The 19,945-nt window shown below is 43.3% G+C and carries 19 protein-coding genes; 11 read left to right on the plus strand and 8 right to left on the minus strand.

Going from position 1 to position 19,945, the window contains the following annotated elements; all coding sequences use genetic code 11:
* Window positions 1–20 precede the first annotated feature (20 nt).
* Entirely contained in the window at window positions 21–428 is a 408-nt protein-coding gene (locus tag H9659_RS10590) for a hypothetical protein (RefSeq protein WP_191690271.1), read from the minus strand.
* A gap of 230 nt (window positions 429–658) precedes the next feature.
* Between H9659_RS10590 and H9659_RS10595 the strand changes: the two genes are divergently transcribed.
* Entirely contained in the window at window positions 659–838 is a 180-nt protein-coding gene (locus H9659_RS10595; protein ID WP_191690273.1) for a CsbD family protein, read from the plus strand.
* A 169-nt stretch (window positions 839–1,007) separates the two neighbouring features.
* Here the strand turns inward: H9659_RS10595 and H9659_RS10600 are convergent, their stop codons facing one another.
* Window positions 1,008–1,511, minus strand: coding sequence for a general stress protein (locus H9659_RS10600; RefSeq protein WP_191690275.1), 504 nt, complete (start codon window positions 1,509–1,511; stop codon window positions 1,008–1,010).
* Between the two features lie 155 nt (window positions 1,512–1,666).
* Here H9659_RS10600 and H9659_RS10605 point away from each other — a divergent pair, with 155 nt between their 5' ends.
* Window positions 1,667–1,972, plus strand: coding sequence for a DUF3243 family protein (locus H9659_RS10605; protein WP_191690277.1), 306 nt, complete (start codon window positions 1,667–1,669; stop codon window positions 1,970–1,972).
* Between the two features lie 21 nt (window positions 1,973–1,993).
* Window positions 1,994–2,233 carry a hypothetical protein gene (locus tag H9659_RS10610; RefSeq protein WP_191690279.1) on the plus strand — a complete coding sequence of 80 codons (240 nt, stop codon included), beginning with the start codon at window positions 1,994–1,996 and terminating at the stop codon, window positions 2,231–2,233.
* A 371-nt stretch (window positions 2,234–2,604) separates the two neighbouring features.
* On the opposite strand, the gene H9659_RS15735 is transcribed toward H9659_RS10610, so the two are convergent.
* Entirely contained in the window at window positions 2,605–2,901 is a 297-nt protein-coding gene (locus H9659_RS15735; RefSeq protein ID WP_404828980.1) for a hypothetical protein, read from the minus strand.
* Window positions 2,902–3,390: 489 nt separating this feature from the next.
* Here H9659_RS15735 and H9659_RS10620 point away from each other — a divergent pair, with 489 nt between their 5' ends.
* Window positions 3,391–4,299, plus strand: coding sequence for an EamA family transporter (locus H9659_RS10620; protein WP_191690281.1), 909 nt, complete (start codon window positions 3,391–3,393; stop codon window positions 4,297–4,299).
* 86 nt (window positions 4,300–4,385) lie between these two features.
* A complete protein-coding gene (locus H9659_RS10625) occupies window positions 4,386–5,579 on the plus strand; it encodes an alanyl-tRNA editing protein (protein ID WP_191690283.1) in 1,194 nt (397 codons plus the stop codon).
* Window positions 5,580–5,640: 61 nt separating this feature from the next.
* Here the strand turns inward: H9659_RS10625 and H9659_RS10630 are convergent, their stop codons facing one another.
* Complete coding sequence (locus tag H9659_RS10630; RefSeq protein WP_191690285.1) at window positions 5,641–6,621, minus strand: c-type cytochrome; 981 nt, start codon at window positions 6,619–6,621, stop codon at window positions 5,641–5,643.
* Window positions 6,622–7,218: 597 nt separating this feature from the next.
* On the opposite strand from H9659_RS10630, the gene H9659_RS10635 reads away from it, so the two are divergent.
* The 6 genes from H9659_RS10635 to H9659_RS10660 all read left to right on the plus strand — a co-directional run bounded on the left by H9659_RS10635 (window position 7,219) and on the right by H9659_RS10660 (window position 13,133).
* The gene (locus H9659_RS10635) at window positions 7,219–8,583 is read left to right on the plus strand and encodes an alanine/glycine:cation symporter family protein (protein ID WP_191690287.1); all 1,365 of its coding nucleotides are present in this window, start codon (window positions 7,219–7,221) and stop codon (window positions 8,581–8,583) included.
* 139 nt (window positions 8,584–8,722) lie between these two features.
* A complete protein-coding gene (locus tag H9659_RS10640; protein WP_191690289.1) occupies window positions 8,723–9,673 on the plus strand; it encodes an ABC transporter ATP-binding protein in 951 nt (316 codons plus the stop codon).
* Complete coding sequence (gene opuFB, locus H9659_RS10645; protein ID WP_191690291.1) at window positions 9,670–11,187, plus strand: osmoprotectant update ABC transporter permease/substrate-binding subunit OpuFB; 1,518 nt, start codon at window positions 9,670–9,672, stop codon at window positions 11,185–11,187. The genes H9659_RS10640 and opuFB overlap by 4 nt, the downstream gene beginning before the upstream one ends.
* Before the next feature lie 160 nt (window positions 11,188–11,347).
* Complete coding sequence (locus tag H9659_RS10650) at window positions 11,348–12,064, plus strand: 3-ketoacyl-ACP reductase (RefSeq protein WP_191690293.1); 717 nt, start codon at window positions 11,348–11,350, stop codon at window positions 12,062–12,064.
* 265 nt (window positions 12,065–12,329) lie between these two features.
* On the plus strand, window positions 12,330–12,542 hold the full coding sequence (locus H9659_RS10655) for a hypothetical protein (protein ID WP_191690295.1): 213 nt from the start codon (window positions 12,330–12,332) through the stop codon (window positions 12,540–12,542).
* A gap of 126 nt (window positions 12,543–12,668) precedes the next feature.
* Window positions 12,669–13,133, plus strand: a complete 465-nt coding sequence (locus H9659_RS10660) for a hypothetical protein (protein ID WP_191690297.1) — start codon at window positions 12,669–12,671, stop codon at window positions 13,131–13,133.
* A 128-nt stretch (window positions 13,134–13,261) separates the two neighbouring features.
* Here H9659_RS10660 and yedF read toward each other — a convergent pair whose 3' ends face one another.
* The 4 genes from yedF to H9659_RS10680 all read right to left on the minus strand — a co-directional run bounded on the left by yedF (window position 13,262) and on the right by H9659_RS10680 (window position 19,813).
* On the minus strand, window positions 13,262–13,501 hold the full coding sequence (yedF, locus tag H9659_RS10665; protein WP_191690299.1) for a sulfurtransferase-like selenium metabolism protein YedF: 240 nt from the start codon (window positions 13,499–13,501) through the stop codon (window positions 13,262–13,264).
* Window positions 13,491–14,699, minus strand: coding sequence for a selenium metabolism membrane protein YedE/FdhT (gene yedE / locus H9659_RS10670; RefSeq protein ID WP_191690300.1), 1,209 nt, complete (start codon window positions 14,697–14,699; stop codon window positions 13,491–13,493). Before yedE ends, yedF begins: the two co-directional genes overlap by 11 nt.
* Before the next feature lie 296 nt (window positions 14,700–14,995).
* Entirely contained in the window at window positions 14,996–19,207 is a 4,212-nt protein-coding gene (locus H9659_RS10675; protein ID WP_191690302.1) for a S8 family serine peptidase, read from the minus strand.
* Window positions 19,208–19,453: 246 nt separating this feature from the next.
* A complete protein-coding gene (locus H9659_RS10680; protein WP_191690304.1) occupies window positions 19,454–19,813 on the minus strand; it encodes a protease inhibitor I9 family protein in 360 nt (119 codons plus the stop codon).
* Between the last annotated feature and the right edge of the window lie 132 nt (window positions 19,814–19,945).

The raw sequence follows: 19,945 nt of genomic DNA on the forward strand, positions 1-19,945 counted from the left end.
AATAGGCGTTGGCGGGTTGTTTAAACGAATCGATTTTCAAAGCCTAGTATCGGAATACGGTCTTCCTCTACGTTAATACTATGAAAAGGAAGTTCAATCATATATTCTTCACTACCGTATGGTTGCAATTCTAATTTTTTCACAGCAAAAGCGTTATTAGTCACCAGCTTTACCATACCAGTGTGAGAATCGATTCCTTCGATTGCAAATCGATGTCCTCCCAGCATTGCATAAGGCACGATTTCATAAGCGTCTTCTAACTCTTTCAGTTCCACGGGTCGAAGCAGTGAAGTCGTAGAGCCGCCTATAAGTGAAAAGCCATTTCTCAGCTCATCTGGATTTGTCGTTGCTAAGTAGATTTGTTTGTTTCTAGAACTGATTTCGTATTCTTTTCCGTTCCATCGTGCAAATCTCCCTTTGCGAATCATCTCATCACCTCCGAAAAGTCCGTAAAAGTTTAAAAAGTGTATATCTATAAGTATACAAATACTCGTAAGTTTTCAATAGCTTGGTTCGAACTATTTTGTCTTGAGAGTGAAGGCGCATTCTTCAAGGACTTTGTTAGTTGGTAATATCTATACCCTTTTCCAATCGGTGTTTAACCTATCCCAAGCAGGGGTATAAAATAACCACATACAACTTTAGGAGGTTTTTAGATATGGCAGATCATGGTTTTTCAGACAAAGTAAAAGGTGCAGTAAACAAAGCAAAAGGCGAAGCAAAAGACCAATACGGAAATGCAACTGGCGATACTAAAAAGCAAGCAGAAGGTAAACTGGATAAAATGAAGGGCGAAGTGCAAGAGAAAGTTGGAGAAATGAAAGACAACCGCCATTAAGTTAAAAAAGTAGTTGTGAGCAGGTTGGTACTATACCACTTGCTTGCAACTTTTTCATGTAACATTACACTAATGTTCTATAATGATAATGGTTTCCGTTAATAAAGTTTTTCAACCTCACCATATGTTTTCATAACAAAACCCGACTTAATGCGAGTCGGGTTTTGTATTAGAGATGATTCGTATTAATACGCGGGTACCTACCGGCGTTCTCTTCGGTTTCCGCATCTTCACCTGCATTTTCAAGTGGGACTCCACTATCCGAAATCACGCTAGAGCTGTCTGATTTTGGAACCTCCGTCTTAGCGTTCTCACCGGATGGATCTGGAGAGCGCGGCGCTTTCGGATCATCCAATACAAACAATGCTACTCCGCCATCTTTGACTTCATTGTAAAACGCTTGCGTTTGCTGTTCGTTAAAACCAAGCTGCTCTAATGCTTCCTTCGCTGGCTGATCATTAGTAAAGAAGTATTTCATACGGCCAAGAAAACCATCCTGTTCTCTAGTCACCAACACGATATCCGTTTGGTCTTCAAGCATTCGATCGTTATCTTCTAAATTGGACACCGCCAAAATTTCGTCTTTCGCGTAGCCGAACGACTTCAGTTCAGTGATTTTAATCAAGACATTATCAATAGAATGGAATGTCCCCACATACCGTTTTTGCTTCATGACTCATTCCCTCCCTTCGTCACAAAATTGTTCAGTCCCTGTGTTCGTATGTATTCCCCATAACAGCACTTTTAGAAACACTTATTTTGTAAGGTTTATTTTTTGGTGATTAGTCAATACTGTATAGTATCAAATAGAAGGAGTGGACGCTTCCTATGGACGTTAAAGGCAAAGTTGAAGGCGAATTGAACAAAATGGACAGTGAGAAGAAAGAAGACATCCTAAAGAACTTTACATCGTTCAAAGATTATCTCTCAGACAAAGTGCACAAAGGTGAAAAGTTAGGACTCAGTGAGGAACAGCTGACAAAAGCAACGGAATATGTTGCAGGGTACTTGGCTAAGCACGAGGAACCTAAAAATCGCGAGCAATACGTACTTCAAGAACTTTGGAAAGTCGGAGACAAAGAAGAACAAAAAGCACTGTCCAGTCTTTTACTAAAACTCGTCAAAGCGGAGTAACTCCTAAAAGGAGGATTATTCATGAATAACAAGAAGAAGTCTTTTACATCCGAAGATCGAAAAGAGGTTGTTCAACCTTATTTGGATAACCCAGATGCGGTAAAAACTGAAAAAGAATCCCTTTTTGATATGCATGAAGATATGCAAACAGTCGATGCTGTACCGGTTGAAGACTCTCGTATGGAATGGGAAGAAGAAAAGCAAGAAAACCATCGCAAATCTAAAGACCAATCATCGAGTGAAGAAAAGTATAACAGTTAATCATCACAGCATCAGACACCCTCTCAGTTGGAGGGTGTTTCAGACTTTAGACAAAAGGGTTGGGAATCGATTTGATTTCCAACCCTTTTGTCTTTTTGCATCGTTGACTCTGAAAATGAAGGCTAACAGGCCGTTGATCTCCGTTCCGGACGGGCGCTTTCCGGGGGCTTGCCCTCAGCCTCCTCGTCGCTTCGCTTCTGCGGGGTCTTCGCGCTGCGCTGATCCCCAGGAGTCGCCGTCCTCCACTTCAATCAACTGAATTTCCCATGAGACATTCACATCTTTCAAGCAAAGAATGTAGTTTGCGGACTCCTTGTCCATCTAGCAAGTCTAACTAGATGTAACCGAAGACTTGAGAAACCTATATGAAATCAAAGAAGTCTTCGGAAATGTAATGAGATGGTTGAACGCGTCTTCGCCGATGCTAAGGAGAAGCATAGTACGCGATGGACACCCCAAAATGCGCTTAGTGTATTGAATTTATTGAGTACAACAGCATCTATGCTAGGTCTCCCGTATATCGAATATAGTCTTTCAACCAACGGATAAATGAAGTAAAAACCAATGGCTGCATCTATTTTACGAACCATATGGTCTTGCGAAACTACCTGTTCGATCGCAAGCATTTCCATCTGTTCCCCTTCATTAACTTGATTCTTCGTCATCATTTCCATCATCTCATTTGATAGTTGGGAGATCCTGTTGATTGTAGCGGAGAGCGGCGACTCCGGAGGGATCAGCGAAAGCTGTGACGAAGAACAGCTTTTGCGAGTAAAAGCGAAGCGTTAGGAGCACGTGTTTTCGAAGACCCTGGACTGAGCAAAGCGAGGGAGATGAGTGCTGCCTTAATTTCAGCAAAGTTCGCTAAAATACGGCAAATCGAACTCTTCGTGGTTCGATTGACTGAGAGCAAGCCCCTCGGAAAGCGTCCGCTCGCAGCGGAAATCAACTTTTTATTGTTAATTCCTTCGAAAAAGAAAAAAGACTGTAGGTAAGCCCCATGATTTCTGGAGTTTGTCTACAGTCTGAGACACCCTCTCAGTTGGAGGGTGTTTTTTCATGTTTTCATTTCCCGGGAAATACAATGAAGTCTGACATCTAATGTATCAAACTGGTAATCTGCGTGGTATACTAGTTAGCTTAGGAGGAAATGCTTTATGAAATTCTGGATATATCCGCTACTTGTAATCGTTGCTTCCAGCAGTTACGGGATTCTTTCATCTATTGTCAAATTAGCCATTAAAGATGGTTATTCGGCTTCTCAAGCTGTTACTAGTCAGTACTTCATCGGTTTTCTAATCGCTGTTTTACTTTTCGTTATCATTCAACACAAACGCCCCCGCTTTGGCGGAGGCTGGACACTCATACTTGCAGGATGTTTTACTGCTTTAACGGGTATGGTCTACGGAAAAACGATCGAGTATATGCCAGCTTCGCTAGCAGTTGTCATGCTTTTTCAATTTACTTGGATCGGTATGCTGTTTGACTGTATCGCAAGTCGTCGTTTACCGAAGAGGGTAGAAGTGATTTCACTCGTTTTCCTGTTCTCAGGGACAATTTTTGCAGCAGGGATCTTGAATGTCGATTTAAGCGGGATTCCTTGGCAAGGTTGGGCTTTCGGGTTAGCTTCTGCAACAAGTTTCGCCTCATTTGTGATGGCAAACCAGAAAGCAATAGAAGGAATGGATATAACTACCCGGCTGTTATTCACTTCATTTTTTGCAGCAATTGTTGTCCTGTTTTTCCAATCGCCCGAAATCGTTTGGACGGGACAATTATTCACTTCAAGCCTTTTATTATACGGATTGGTTCTCGGCTTATTCGGGATTATCATTCCCATCTATCTCTTTTCTATCGCTGTTCCAAAAGTTGGAACAGCGATGACCTCGATTCTGAGTGCCATGGAACTTCCGGTCGCGATGACCGCTTCTGTAGTATTGGTCGGGGAGCATATTACGTTCTTACAAATCATTGGGATCTTTATTATACTAATCGGGATGACGTTACCCTCTCTTTCCCAACGGAGACTTAAACGTCCTCCACACAAAACGTCTGGACTGCTCTAATGCGGCCCAGACGTTTTTGCATATAGGACAGCAACCCCGTACAATGTATACATACAAAAAGAGTCAAGGCAGAGAGGAGTTTTTGGATGTTACAAAATCGTCTATATTATCAAGATCCTTACCGCACAAGCTTTACGACCACAGTGACGCAGCACGCCATCGACGAACAAGGAAGACCGTTCGCCGTACTGGAAAACACTGCTTTTTACCCTACCGGTGGCGGGCAGCCTCATGACATAGGATATATTGCAGATATTGCAGTCGTGGATGTGGAAGAAGTTGACGGAGAAATTCGGCACTACTTGGAAAGTCCCTTAAGCACTGGCGGAACGATTTCAGCAGAAATTGACTGGTCCCGAAGATTCGATCATATGCAGCAACATACCGGTCAGCATATTTTAACAGCTGCTTTCGTCGAGCTTTTCAACTATCCTACCGTCAGTTTTCATCTTGGGCGAGAACTAGTAACCATCGACCTCGCGACTGAACACGTCTCTGCTGATGAATTACATGCAGCCGAAACACTTGCCAACGCAATCATCCTCGAGAATCGTCCAATTGAGCAGAAATGGGTGACACAAGAAGAGCTATCCGCCTATTCGCTACGTAAACAAGTCAGTGTCGATGAAGAAATCCGTCTCGTGATCATTCCGGATTTTGACACAAATGGATGTGGAGGTACACATCCAAGCTCCACTGGACAAATTGGATCGTTAAAGATCCTTTCCACTGAAAAGCAGAAAAAGAATACACGCGTCCATTTTGTATGCGGCGGACGAGTCCTCGATCAGCTTGGTGCCGTTCATGATGAACTTTCAGTTGTTGCACGACTACTGAGTGCCCCATTAGGACAAGCGGCTGAAGCTACGCAAAAACTGCTGGAAACGCAGCATCTGTTGGAAAAGCAGTTAGAAGCCGCGAATGAACAGTTGCTTGACGTTGAAGCGGCCTCCCTTGCAGCGCGAAAGACTATTGTCATTCGACAAATCTATACAAATCGGTCCATGCAGGAGTTGCAGAAACTTTCCCGTAAAACACTCGCTCTTTGTGAAAAGGCCATTGTTGTACTTGTTTCGGACGATGGAGAGAAGCTTCAATTCGTAGTTTCGCGTACGAATTCTCTTGTACAGGATATGCGTACGGTTTCATCCATCGCCCTGCCTGCAATAGAAGGAAAAGGAGGCGGCTCTGCGTCCACCGTTCAAGGAGGCGGCGCACGAACCATGCCTGCCGAAGATCTATCAGAGTTACTTGAGCGTTCCATTCCGATTCATGCATAATTATCCCATACAACCAAAAACCCCCGCTATCGCTTTATTTGCGTTAGCGGGGGTTCCTTATTCACTCTTTCTTACCAATAACTGCTTCCCAGTCGATTGTGCCGGCTTTAATTTCATCGCGACGTTCTTTTGTCATCGAGTCACTCGGACGTCCGCCATTCGGCCAGTCTCCTTCGTGGTTAGCGAACTCAGGACGATCTTGTGAAAGGATGAATGCAGATACATCTGAGACTTCCTGATCAGAAAGACTCCCTGGGTTTCCAACTGGCATATTGTTATGCACGTAACCTGCCATTTTAGTCAAGCGTGCAATGCCTGCACCGTCATTGAAGGATCCATCTCCCCATAATGCAGGGCCCGTGTTTGAACCTGTTCCACTGCCATCTCCCGCATGACATGTCGCACAGGATTGCTGGTACACCTTTTCCCCATCTGCAACACTCGGAATCGGCATATCGTCTACACTATTCTGATGACGCCAAGGCAGTTCAGCACCGACAGGGATCCCTTCAGAAATGTACGTCATATAGGCAACCATCGCTTTTAAATCCGGGTCATTGCTTTCAAATTTCGTACCATTCATACTTCGTACCATACACCCATTAATACGATCTTCTAAAGATACAACTTTTCCAGAACGCCCGATATACATTGGATACACCGCAGACATTCCTACAAGAGAAGAAACTTCACTGTCTAAGCCTGCTCCTGCATGGCAGCTCGTACAAGATAGTTCGTTCACTAATTTCTCACCGTCTTCCGCAGTCGGCGCTTCACTTCTTAATACAGTTGAAGTATCGTTCACCAGGTCATATCCACGCTTGATAGCATCTCCGAGTTCATCATCCGGCACGTCATCCATGGAAGGTGGATTATGTTGGATTTCACCACTTGCAGCACTTTCCGATCCGGATTCTGTTACATCTGCTATCCCTTCATCCTCAGCTGCTTTGTTTGTTTTTAATTGGAAAGACATAAGAACGATTGTAAGTGCAAAAACAGCTACCAATACAGTTAGTACTAAAGTTGAGGTTTTTCTCATTTTTACCTCCCCCTTTCTTTGTGACTATTGTATCAAAGAGAATACAATTAAGCTATGATATTAAAGTAATTTGGTTAGAAATAGGGAATTCCCTTAGTAGTAGTTTCATTCAAGAAAAATGCTTTTAATGGGGACTTTATAGATATTCCATTCACTTTTTCGTTTCTCCCAATTAATTGAAAACCAGTCAACTGGCTGTTCCTAATTTCTACAAGCGTTTCTATGGACCTATTATTTCAGCGTCATGCTTCCATACTGTTTTCAAATACTCTTGCTCTTGAGATAAGATGAATACTCCGCTACTCCTAGGACTGGAATTGCACCTAGAATTATTTCAGCACAACTTTTCCCATCACCCTTACTTCCTTTCTCGCACTAAATAATAAAATTATTTAAATATTGCATTTTTTAGAATAGCTTTTTTATAACTGGAACAATAATAGACAGTATATTCTGTTATACATAAATAATTGACAACTCTTTTATTATTTCACTAGTATAGTATTTAAACCAATTGGCAATTCCAAATTCACCACTAGTTCAGTAAATACGATCGGCAACTTCCACGCACGATTTCAAGCAAAGGGGATGGTAAATTTGAATGCGTTTACAAAATGGGTAGAAGTTATTTCAGATTTTTTATGGGGAGCACCGATTATTGTACTGCTGATTGGCGGAGGACTTTTTCTAACCATCCGTCTCGGTTTCTTTCAATTCAGGTACATGCCGCACATTCTTCGGCAGACTTTCGGAAAGATCATGTCGAAAGGCTCTGGAGACGGAACACTAACGCCGTTTCAGGCGACAACTTCAGCACTCGCTTCTACGATGGGCGCTGCTAACATTGTCGGGGTTCCTGTTGCGATTGCTCTCGGGGGGCCAGGCGCAATTTTTTGGATGTGGCTTGTTGCCCTCATCGGGATCGGCACAAAGTATTCCGAAGTCGTACTAGGTATCAAATATCGAGAAAAGAACAAAGCTGGGGATTATGTAGGCGGTCCTATGTATTATATTAAAAAAGGACTTGGCTGGAAAAAGGTTGCGTATATTTTTGCTTTTGCATTGATGATCGAAATTATTGCCAGTACAATGGTTCAATCCAATTCGATTGCCACTACAATTGAAAGCTCGTTTGGATTACCTCCTTACATTACCGGAATTCTTGTTGCACTTTTAGTAGCACTTGTCTCCTTCGGAGGAATTAAAGCAATTGGACGTGTAACAGAACGACTTATTCCTTCAATGGTGGTCTTATATATTGTCAGCGCACTTATTGTAATAGCTTTCAATATCACAGAAGTGCCCGCGGCATTCGGACTCATTTTTACATATGCGTTTCAACCGTTATCTGCGGCAGGAGGATTTGCAGGAGCTGGTGTTGCGGCAGCCATCCGGTGGGGGCTGGCACGGGGGCTATACTCAAATGAAGCAGGGATCGGAACCGCACCGATTGCACACGCTGCTGCAGTGAATAATCATCCGGCGAAGCAAGGTTTTTGGGGTGTATTTGAAGTCATAGTCGATACACTCATCGTTTGTACCATGACGGCGATGGTAGTATTGACTACAGGTGTATGGAAAGTCATTGACGCTAATAATGCTTCATCCATGGTGACAGAAGCGTACAGCACAGTTTTTGGGGCAACTATTGGCGGGATCATTATTTCTGTTGTCCTTTTCCTTTTCGTCATCACAACCGTCGTTGTCATCGTCTATTACGGAGAAAAGCAGGCGGAGTTTCTATTTGGTACTGGATTTTCAAAAGTGATGCGCCTCGTTTACATTATCGCCATTATCGTTGGGGCACTTGGCGGACTCCAATTCGTCTGGAAATTCCTTGATTTGCTGCTCGCAATCGTTGTCGTACCAAACGTTATTGCTGTATTGTTCTTGAGTGGAAAAGTGCGTGAAGTGACAAATGATTACTTTACGAACCTCTATCCGATAGAAAGAAAAAAATAATAGCATAGATTCCTCCCTCCAGTCGTACAACTATCTGTACGATGGAGGTTTTTTTTATACATTTAAGGATATAGGTATATAGAGCACTTTCTAGCCAATAGAGAGTAAGAGAGTTTGTGGAAAATAAGGAGCGGTGCCGATGATTCAGTTTAAAGATGTATCTAAGTCCTACGATGGAAAAACGAACGTCGTAGAATCAGTGAATTTCGAAATTGCAGAAGGAGAATTTTTTGTTCTGATCGGACCAAGCGGCTGTGGGAAGACCACGACACTAAAAATGATCAATCGTCTTATCCCATTGTCAGACGGAACCATTCGTATTCATGATAAAAAGATTAGTGACTATGCCATTCACGAACTCCGCTGGCAAATCGGGTATGTCCTGCAGCAGATCGCCTTGTTTCCTCACATGACAATTGAAGAGAACATCTCGATTGTTCCTGAACTGAAACAATGGAAAAAAGACCGTATCCACAAGCGCGTGACTGAATTGCTGAATATGGCCGGGTTGGATCCCGATACATACAGAGGACGTAAACCTAGTGAATTATCCGGTGGACAGCAACAAAGGATCGGAGTTGTACGAGCGCTTGCTGCAGATCCCGATATTGTTTTGATGGACGAGCCGTTCAGTGCACTTGATCCAATCAGCAGATTGAAGCTGCAAGAAGACTTGCTGCATTTACAGAGGACGATTAGAAAAACGATTGTATTTGTTACTCACGACATTCAAGAAGCGATGAAACTAGGAGATCGGATCTGCATTATGAAGGACGGCAAAATCGAACAGCTCGGGACACCTGAAGAGATTACAGCAGCCCCCGCTACACCGTTTGTCCAACAATTTATCGGAAGTGGCGGCACTCAACCGTTTGTCATCCGGGACCACATGACACCTGCGTCTGAAATCCCTGCACCCGGGGCTCCATCGTTAGCAATCGATGCTGGATGGAGTACTGTGCTGGATACACTATTGGTCACCGATGTGGTGGCTGTCGTAGACAATGAATTCATCGTCGGCACGTTATCCCGTGAATCATTGCTCGCCTTTTTAGCGGCACAGGAGAAAGAAAGGACGGCGACGGTATGAGCCATTTCTTTGAAGTGTTCCAAGATCGAAAAGGAGAATTGGCCGGTGCGCTATTAGAGCATATTCAAATTTCCTTGATTGCACTCGTTTTTGCAGTCTTGATATCCATTCCACTCGGAATATATCTAACGAACAAAAGACGGATTGCAGAGAGCGTCATCGGTGCAAGTGCAGTGTTACAGACCATCCCGTCCCTCGCCTTGCTCGGATTACTTATCCCGCTTCTCGGTATCGGGAAAGTACCTGCCATTATCGCACTCGTTGCATATGCGTTATTGCCGATTCTGCGCAATACATATACGGGGATCAAAGAAGTCGACCCATCATTGATAGAAGCTGCCACTGCAATGGGGATGACGACGTGGAAACGACTGATCAAAGTGGAACTTCCCCTTGCGATGCCTGTCATTATGGCTGGTATCCGTACATCGATGGTGCTTATCGTCGGAACCGCTACGCTTGCTGCCCTTATTGGAGCGGGTGGACTAGGTGATTTGATCCTTCTTGGGATTGACCGGAACAACCCGTCACTTATTATAATGGGAGCGATCCCTGCGGCACTTCTAGCACTCGCATTCGACTTTTTGCTTAAGAAATTCGAGGGTCTTTCATTCAAACGGGCTGCTACCGCTCTCATCGTATTTTTCGTTGTTGCCTTGCTCGTCATTGTGTTGCCATTTTTGTCAGGACGTTCGAATAAGCAATTAGTGCTCGGTGCGAAACTCGGTGCTGAACCGGAAATCCTCATTAATATGTACAAACTTCTTATCGAAGAAGAAACTGACCTGACTGTCGAACTGAAACCCGGGCTAGGTAAAACTTCGTTCGTATTCAATGCGCTCAAATCGGGCAGCATTGACATGTATCCCGAATTTACGGGGACAGCTCTTTCAGAATTTCTGAAAGAAGAAGCTGTCAGCAATGATCGCAAGGAAGTGTACGAACAAGCGCGTGATGGCCTTGCCGAACAATTTGACATGACACTGCTTCCACCGATGTCGTATAACAATACGTATACATTGGCGATTTCCAAGCAGTTTGAAGAACAGACCGGTGTGAAGACCATTTCGGACTTGGCTTCAGTCAAAGCGAATGTAAAAGCTGGATTCACTCTTGAATTCAATGACCGCGAAGATGGCTATAAAGGAATTCAAAAGCTCTATGGTCTGGAGTTCCCTTCCGTGAAAACGATGGAACCGAAATTGAGGTATCAAGCGATTGAAACCGGTGACATCAACTTAATGGATGCCTACTCGACGGATAGTGAATTGAAGGAGTATGAAATGACAGTACTAGAAGACGATCAGGAACTATTCCCGCCCTATCAAGGAGCCCCTCTCTTGTTGGAAAAAACGCTCGAGAAGTATCCAGAGTTAGAAGATGTATTAAATAAGCTCGCAGGAAAAGTGACGGATGATGAAATGCGGGACATGAACTTCCGCGTAAATTCCGACGGGGAAAATCCAGAGGACGTGGCGCGTGAGTTTCTTGAAAACGCCGGATTACTGGAGTAAAGAACAGGATAGTTCCTCATCCCAAGACAGTCGGTTTTTAAGTCACACCCCTTGTCGTCAACGGAAGAATGAGATGGCAACCAAGCCATTTCCTTAGTATGCATCCATCTCATTTGCTATACTTCATAAGTCAGAAATACAGATGAAAAGGAGCAAATCCATGCAACCCATTACAGGTAAGAATGCCATCATCACTGGTGCAGGACGAGGTATCGGACGTGCTACGGCAATCGCATTTGCAAAAGAAGGAATCCATGTTGGACTAATCGGAAAGACCGTAGCTAACTTGGAAAAAGTAGCAGAAGAGTTGCGTCAATATAACGTGAACGTTGTATTCGCTTCGGCGGATGTGTCCGATCAGGAATCCACCACAACGGCCGTTCAGCATATTAAATCAGAACTTGGACCGATCGACATCCTTGTGAATAACGCAGGTATCGGGAAATTCGGGAAATTCCTGGAATTGTCTCCAGAAGAATTTAAAAATATCATCGATGTTAACCTAATGGGCGTTTACTATACGACTAGAGCGGTACTGCCTGAAATGATTGAAAGACAGTCTGGAGACATCATCAACATCGCCTCCACTGCCGGTCAAAAAGGAGCTCCAGTTACAAGTGCTTATAGCGCATCTAAGTTTGGAGTCCTCGGGCTTACTGAATCACTTATGCTCGAAGTTCGTAAACACAATATCCGGGTCAGTGCGCTTACTCCAAGCACTGTTGCAACGGATTTGGCATTTGACGAGAAATTGACAGATGGGAATCCGGAAAAAGTAATGCAGCCGGAAGATTTAGCAGATGTCATGGTCGCACAGTTGAAACTTCACCCGCGCGTATTATTGAAATCCGCGGGACTGTGGTCTACGAATCCATAATCGATGTAAAAAAGGACCCACAGCGGGTCCTTTTTTATAGAAAACATTTCATCTGCCATTGCTGTTACAATTTCAAAAGCAACTTCCGCTTCATAATCCCTGCTCTGCTGACGTCCCATTTTTTGAGCAGGAGTTTGGTTTATTTATTACTACGTTGAAGAGGAACCATAAGGCGTAATCTCTCTTGGCACTTTCTCTTCCTGTAACTTGGATTACTCTGCAATTCGTTCTATTTTTACGGTATACTGGCAGGTGATTCAGATGGATGCATCCACTCGTGTTATTCCAAGTGATGAAATACTTGCCGACACGCGGAACACCGATATCTTGGCATATTACAATCTTTTTGCAGTATTTCATAACGGTTATTCTATGCTATCTTATCATCTGGTTCTTCCACCGTTTCGTCCCTTTTGCAAGCTTCATCTTCGGAAAATTACCGAAGGATGCAAAATTGTTCTGGCAGATTAAAGAATAGCGATGGTCGCACAGCAACTCAACTCCTGTGAAGATATACTCTTCACAGTTTTTTTGAGGACCGACCCCATTCTTCAGTTTTCTTTTTACGCAGAATTGATTATCATTAACTAGGGAGGCGATGAAAATGAAAAAAGCAGTCATTTTACTAGTAGCAAGCATCATGCTTGCTGCGTGCAACAATGAGGACAAGTCTGAGAACACTTCAGATTCCAATAAAAAGCCGGCAGCTACGGAATCATCGCAGGAACAATCAGGTTCGGAAACAGCAGATGAGGAGCAGGTTGGATTGGAAGAAGGATTAAAAGGAGATTCTACTGAAGTCGAGTATGAAGACATAGCCAAAGGGGACGTCCCTGCTAATAAAAAAGTAAGTTTTACAGGAACGGTTTTTAAGGTGGAAGAAGGACGATACGGACTGAAAAAGGACATCACCGATTCTTCTGAAGAGGTACTTTGGGTCGATGATCTCCGTTTAGGTGAACGCACCGAAATTCCCGAAGGCACTAATGTGACGGTTTTTGGTAGTTATACCGATACGGATGAGCAAAATGCGCCTAAAATGCGCGCCGTATTCATAGACATGAACTAATTTGAATTTAAAAAAGGTGAACCTCCATTCCCCTGCTTAGTCGTTCGGGTTTTGTGAGGTTCACCTTTTTTTGATCATCCAGTCCGCCACTTTCCTCTTTTGGACTTCCGAGGGGTCACGGTTTCACATCAAGCATAAATATAAAAAAGATACTCTTGACCGTTCTTAATAGGATCTTGTGCAAATGTGTAGCCATGGGCAATCGCTTCTTCCGGTACATTACGGAAAGAGCCTGGACAATCCGTGATGACTTGTAATAACTCTCCTTTGTTCATGCCCTCCAGTGCTTCAAGTGTATAAATGACCGGATAGGGACAGGATTCCCCTCGTAGATCGAGTGTGAAATCGGCTTCTTTGTTAGCTTGCATGTTGTTTCCCTCCTCTTTTCATAGCCAATTGGCGATGATAGCGTTTTTCCCGATACACCGTTAATGCATATAGTACGCCTAACATTGCGAGTGTTGCAAGGATAGCGCCGACAGGGCCAAACGAATCCAGCAGATTAATTTTCGTTCCACTTTTGACCAAAGTATTATAGACGCCTAGATGATCCCAAGCATACGCAAGCAAAGTGGCACCAATGACATTCCCCGCAAATACAGGTAAGAACAGGACTTGTCCTTCCATGAGCCGATACATCATACCGGTTTCACATCCAGAAGCCATGACAATACCGAGACCGAACAATACGCCACCGACAAATGTGCTTAGCGCTGCGATTTGAGTGATTGGCGTTAAGTCATATACGGAAATAATAATCACCGTTAGTACAGAACTCATAGCCATACCAACGATAATCGCTTTTGCCATAACACTGCGTCCTACGAGGAACAGATCACGGAAAGCGGAAGTGAAACAGATTTGACCGCGTTCAATGAGAATTCCGAATGCGAGTCCGAATAGCGCACCTAGCCCAAGCAATTTTTGTCCAGTTGCGAAGAAATAGATCATCAAGCCAAGATAGACAATTGCAATCGCGACTCCCACATAAGGCTGGATGACCCGTTTTTTCACTTTAGTTGGTTTGGCAGCACCGCGCGTTAACGTCGGCTTGCCTTTCCACCAGCGCATCTTTGTCAATTTGGCCCCAAAGAACGTTCCGATTCCAGTCGCCACGATGAAAATCCAAGAGTGAAATGAGAACTGAGGAACTCCTGTGAAAAATGCAGCCAAGTTACAGCCGAGTGCCAGACGTGCACCGAATCCCGCAATGATTCCACCGACAAGCCCTTGGACATATCGGCGTTTCTGTTGCGGAAGCCGGATTTTGAAGTTATTGCTTAATAACACCATCATCAAAGCACCGATAAACATTCCCCAGACAATCCAGCCATCCGGGCGGCTCCAAGTCGTTCCTTTCAGGTGCACCATGTCATAATATGCCCATCCGGAAATATCCACCCCGAACAGTTTCAGGAGATCCCCCCCGAGTCGAGTGAATTCACCAGTGACAGCCCAAACTGTTGAAGTCAGACCAAAATATAAGGCACTCAGAACCCCTGCAATGAGTAAAACGACATAAGGATTCCAATACCGTTGAAAAATAGGTCGAATTAAAGTTTTCATATAATGGTTCTCCTCCAATAAAGTACTTTTCTATTTTAGTCCTTATCAAAGAGAAAGCAAGTTTCGGAAAATTCTTCTTATAAACAGAAGTGACGTGGAAGGATTCATTGAGTTGGTTTCGAAACCTTGCTTCCTTTTGAATGGAATGATTTCCAGGAGTATCACCAAGGTTTTCGGCTTTTCGTGTTGCCATACAAATTATTTGGTACGAATCGTTGTTAGATCTTATCCTAGCAAGACAGGCAGCCCCCATTGGGGGCTGCCTGTCTGTTTTCATACTATATAAAGCACTTTTTTCACTTCATAGGCTCAAGTCCTAATGCCTTTAAGAAATCATTCAAGCCTTTTGAACCGAGTTTTTCAAGTGGCTTCTTGTTTTTGGCATCGTCGCCGACTTTCAAGAAATTCTTTTCAATGTAGCGAATATCGGTTTCATCTACAATTCCATCCTTATTAATGTCTGTACTCAGATGGTTCTTACCGTATTGTGCAACCACACGCATAACATCATTTATATCTATAACACCGTCATTGTTAACATCTCCAGCAGGTGCTGGCACAGCATTCACCCAAAACTCTTCCCCCACAAATTCACCATTGTACTCGACTCCAGGACGGATTGTCCGTTGTTTGTTCAAATGACCTGGTACTTCAAAGTAAACAGTATATTGTTTGTCCGATACGGGCATATCGTAGAAGAAGTATTCACCGTATTCATCCACTTTTGCATGATAGATTTTTCCACTTTCAGCTTTTGCATATACTTTGGCGCCCATTTTGTCATAATCTTGTATATCCAAAAATCCGTCATGGGTAAACGCTTCCGGTGTGATGAAACCTGACAATATGGAATGCTTGGGTACGACTTCAAATGGATTTGCAAGAAATACCGGTAAATCTTGCAGTTCTGTTTCACCATGTTTCTTATATTTGAAGGCATCAACACCTAATGCGCCTGCACCTTCATAATACGCATCACTGACCATTGTAAACGTCACGTCAATGAAGGGACTGTCTCCCGTAAACCCATTGAATTCCTCACTGGATTGTAGGGTCGCTCCAACGTGAAGCATGTCATACCAATGCCCTTTATCAATCTTAGGGTCATCTACCTGAACTTCAATACCATTTTCATCTGCAAACTTCTTAAATTCATCATTCAACGTCAAACCTTCAAACTTAAAGATTTCGTGATCATATTCCACTCCAAATGTTCCTGACAATAAATTCTCAACTTGTGACAGATTCAACGTCATCGTAAATCGATCATCGAGATATAATTTTTCTTTGTCGTATGTCTGTAACGCATATGAAGTCCCTTTTTTAATGACCGTATACCTCGTTAGACTTCTCGTATCCGCATTCGAAGCCAAGTCCACAGGTGCTAAATCGATTACAACAGGACCCTCTTCAATTTCCTCCGGCAATACACCAAAACTCATGGCACCATCCGGAGCAACTCCAAGTGCACTTGGAAACGGGCTATTTTGATAAACTGTGACAATGTTGCCAGATTGGTCGTATGTTAAACCTTTCCCATTCAAGAGATCCACCGTCGAGTCATAAATATTTGTGTGAACCCAAAAAGCATCGAGACCAAATTCTTTTGTATACATGGATTCATCAACTTCAATAATGCCTGGTTGATGATCTAGGAATTCTATTTCAGGTGGCGTGTTGTCTACCACTACCACTCTTTCCATTGAGTATTCGGAACCATCTTTATCCGTACCCATTAGTTCATAGAGATAATCGCCTTCAGGTAAGCGGACCCACTCAGTGCCAATTGGGTTCTTGGAATCTCCCGTGAATGGAAGAATGTTGCCCATGAAACCTTTGGATGAAATATAATCCAGGTCCGGCTTCAAGTCATAAAACGTACCAACTATTCCTAGCGGCTCGTTTGTTTTAGAGTCTTTAATAACCAAGTCAACCGTTTCCATTGGGCTTTTTAAGTTCAACTTCAAACCCATAAATGGAAGCAAGAACGGATGATACTTCCACACGTTCGGAACTGCTGGTCGATCGAATTCCATGGAAGCGAATCCTTTGCTGGAGATACGAAGCGCAAATGGAATTTGGTGGGTTGCACCGTCCCCATCTGAAATTCGGAGATACCCCTCATACGTTCCGAATGCTGCTTTTTCAGAAGCACTAATTTCCGCTTCAAATTCCACCACTTTACCGCCTGCTACTGTCATCTTATCTGGAACATTCAATACGACGCCATTGGCAGCTGCATCTTGTCGATTATCATTTGCTTGTAAGAAATCCACTTCAATCGAATAGGACTTCTCCGCGTCTGCATGGTTAGCTAATTTGACTTTTTTCGTATTCGTAATGGCTTCACTTTCAGAAATATAATAACTACCGAAGCGAAGAGATCCTGTTTCGTGTTCCAGTGTAGTCGGTTCATCATCCTCGACCATGCTGATTTGATCCACCACAGTTACAGCTGTGTCTGCATATACAGCATCGTACACATTGATACGCCCTGCTCCCACTTCGTAGACTGAATAATCCTCTTTCATATCGACTGAACTGTTCATCAATGCCGCCTTGACTTCGAACGGCGTGTAATCAGGATGATGTTGCAAGATAAGTGCTGCAGCTCCCGCCACGTGTGGCGCCGCCATTGAGGTTCCTTGAATTCGTGCATAAGCACTCTCATAGTTATTGTCAATGGGATCGTTTACATACGCTGGGTATGTAGAGAAAATGGATACCCCAGGTGCAACAAGATCCGGTTTGATATCATAACTACTTGCGACAGGTCCTCTGGAGCTGAACCCTGCCAAATAATCTCCTTCAGATTTGATATTGCTCAATTCTCCAAATGTAAAATCACTATTTTTCTTGGCGGACTCTACTAATTTCAGACCGTCTTCATTAGATACCCGGAAGGAAGGTAAATAGGACTTGTTTTCTCCCACGTAATAAGGTATTTGACCTTCTGAATCATTGAATACAATGACTGCTTTAGCGCCTGCATTCTTTGCATTCATGAACTTTTCACCAAACGAAAGCTGCCCTCGTTGAATCAATGCAATTTTCCCTGTTACATCTTTTCCTTCAAATCCATCTTCCCCACCAAAACCTACATAAACTAACGGATACGATTGACCTTGAAACTCCTCAATCTTATCGGAAAAGTCTTTTGCCAATAATCTCACGTCACTAAACGATAATTCTTCAGTCGATGCAGCATACGTTGGCGAGATTTGTGCTACATCACTTGCTCCAACAGAAATCGGGAGTGCTGCAGTTCCTGGTGCTCCCACTGTTTGTGCATTAGGTCCAGCGTTTCCTGCTGCTACGACACTGACTACACCGGAAAGCATCGCATTATTCACTGCAATTGACACAGGGGACAATGGGTCGTTCGCTGAAGTTCCTAGAGAGAGGTTGATGACATCCATTCCATCACGGACCGATTTGTCGATTCCACCCATTACCCCAATCATGTCACCCATTCCGTATGGTCCTAAGACACGATAGCCGTATAACTCGATCCCCGGTGCGACACCTTTAACGGCGTAGTCTACGTCGTTTTCTTGTTGTCCAGCAACTGTCCCAGAAACGTGTGTACCGTGGGATGTATAATAACTGCTTTCATACGGGTCAAATTCAGGCTGACCTGATTTCAACCAGTCTTTATAAGTGGTTTCCATTGGATCTGCATCATCTTCTACAAAATCCCAACCTTTTACACTATCCGGGTCGATTGTAGCCGAATCTTTCCCCTCTGCAGACTGATAGCCATTGTAGACACTTGCTAAGTCCGGGTGATTATAATCGATTCCTGTATCAATGACACCGACTTTGATACCTTCGCCAGTAATCCCATCCGCGTGCAATCGATCCACACCGATCTGAGGGATACTATCGATCATTTTGGGTTCAATTGTTTCTTCTTTAATTTCAGGTAGATCTACCTTCACTTCTTCGTTTTTCCATACTCTCTTCACTAAACCAGTCTTCAGTATTTCCTTTATCGCAGTGCCAGGCATCGTAACAGCCACTCCATTGAACGCATCACGATATTCTCTCGTAATTTCTACGTTGTTCTTCTCAATAGAATGAGAGCCTAACGTATTGTAAGGCTGCTTTTCCAAGCTCTTTATCACTTTCTTAAATTCACTGTGGGACGCCTCCACTTTGTTCTCTGCATCCTTTAAAGAGACAGCGTTTCGTTTTTCCTGAAACTGACCTTTAGCGACTGCTACCTTAGCAGGATCTTGTTTGAATTCAATAATGAGCTCTACCTGCGCTTCGCTTTTTTGATTAATTGCCGGATGAACCGTAAATCCAACTTCTTTATCGAGTTCTTGGATGGCTGCACGCTGCTCTTTAGTTAGATTGCTCAAAATTTCCCTTGCGCTGTTTGCGCTGTTTGCACTCTGTTTTGCTTCAATCGGAAGTGCATGTGTCCCTATTAATGAAGCTGTAACTAGAAATGTAGACATAGCCACTGTCATAAAACGCTTCGTCATTCGTTTGTTCATCATCTTCTTCCTTTCTGATTTCAGAGTTTTTTTACGTTCTATCCAAAATCACTTCTTTTAGATCACACCCTTTTCTAGTAACAATTTGGATACTCCTATGTTAAGCGTACCAATAATCGTCAGCTTGTAAATTGGGGTAATTTATTTAATCCGAATATTCCATTATCAACAAGCATTTTAACCACACGAAAAACCCATCTGTGTGTATCTTCACATCCAGATGGGCTATTTCTTATCATGTATGATTTGTCACATTATAGAGCTTTTAGGTATCCTCATTTCACGATTTGGATAAATGGCTTTGATCACTTGAGAAGATAACAGTTTCTGGATCGCGATTCCTTGAAGTTCTAAAGCGACACCATTTAAACTGTTTTTATATAGGTGCATGATTGTATATGGATACTGATTCTCCGCCAATATTGTGGCAAGCTCGCTCTGAAATTCTTTATGGCTGTGGTCGACTTGTTCTTCCGCTTCTTCCAAAGGCAAAAAAGGATCCACTGCTGCAGCAACATGTGCAGGACTTATCCTGAATTCAATGATGACTTGAACAAATGCCTTCGTATGCAAATCCACGACCGGATCGATGTAGATCATCGTGTTCATTCACTGTCCCTCCTTATGTGTTCTCAAGCTGTATTCTATTAATCCGTAGCATATCCAAAAAGTTCTCCCAGCCTTCTAATTGCTCGCTCAAAGAATCCGTCTTTTGCATACGATGCATCATTAATAGATGAA

The sequence above is a fragment of the Sporosarcina gallistercoris genome (genome assembly GCF_014836415.1).
Classification (GTDB): domain Bacteria; phylum Bacillota; class Bacilli; order Bacillales_A; family Planococcaceae; genus Sporosarcina; species Sporosarcina gallistercoris.

Coding starts and splice junctions, on each gene's coding strand:
- H9659_RS10620 (WP_191690281.1), top strand. CDS start 3,391: ATGAAATTCTGGATATATCCGCTACTTGTAATCGTTGCTTCCAGCAGT.
- H9659_RS10595 (WP_191690273.1), top strand. CDS start 659: ATGGCAGATCATGGTTTTTCAGACAAAGTAAAAGGTGCAGTAAACAAA.
- yedF (WP_191690299.1), bottom strand. CDS start 13,501: ATGCAAGCTAACAAAGAAGCCGATTTCACACTCGATCTACGAGGGGAA.
- H9659_RS10675 (WP_191690302.1), bottom strand. CDS start 19,207: ATGATGAACAAACGAATGACGAAGCGTTTTATGACAGTGGCTATGTCT.
- H9659_RS10660 (WP_191690297.1), top strand. CDS start 12,669: ATGAAAAAAGCAGTCATTTTACTAGTAGCAAGCATCATGCTTGCTGCG.
- H9659_RS10590 (WP_191690271.1), bottom strand. CDS start 428: ATGATTCGCAAAGGGAGATTTGCACGATGGAACGGAAAAGAATACGAA.
- opuFB (WP_191690291.1), top strand. CDS start 9,670: ATGAGCCATTTCTTTGAAGTGTTCCAAGATCGAAAAGGAGAATTGGCC.
- H9659_RS10605 (WP_191690277.1), top strand. CDS start 1,667: ATGGACGTTAAAGGCAAAGTTGAAGGCGAATTGAACAAAATGGACAGT.
- H9659_RS10655 (WP_191690295.1), top strand. CDS start 12,330: ATGCATCCACTCGTGTTATTCCAAGTGATGAAATACTTGCCGACACGC.
- H9659_RS10650 (WP_191690293.1), top strand. CDS start 11,348: ATGCAACCCATTACAGGTAAGAATGCCATCATCACTGGTGCAGGACGA.
- H9659_RS10630 (WP_191690285.1), bottom strand. CDS start 6,621: ATGAGAAAAACCTCAACTTTAGTACTAACTGTATTGGTAGCTGTTTTT.
- yedE (WP_191690300.1), bottom strand. CDS start 14,699: ATGAAAACTTTAATTCGACCTATTTTTCAACGGTATTGGAATCCTTAT.
- H9659_RS10600 (WP_191690275.1), bottom strand. CDS start 1,511: ATGAAGCAAAAACGGTATGTGGGGACATTCCATTCTATTGATAATGTC.
- H9659_RS10640 (WP_191690289.1), top strand. CDS start 8,723: ATGATTCAGTTTAAAGATGTATCTAAGTCCTACGATGGAAAAACGAAC.
- H9659_RS15735 (WP_404828980.1), bottom strand. CDS start 2,901: ATGATGACGAAGAATCAAGTTAATGAAGGGGAACAGATGGAAATGCTT.
- H9659_RS10625 (WP_191690283.1), top strand. CDS start 4,386: ATGTTACAAAATCGTCTATATTATCAAGATCCTTACCGCACAAGCTTT.
- H9659_RS10680 (WP_191690304.1), bottom strand. CDS start 19,813: ATGAACACGATGATCTACATCGATCCGGTCGTGGATTTGCATACGAAG.
- H9659_RS10610 (WP_191690279.1), top strand. CDS start 1,994: ATGAATAACAAGAAGAAGTCTTTTACATCCGAAGATCGAAAAGAGGTT.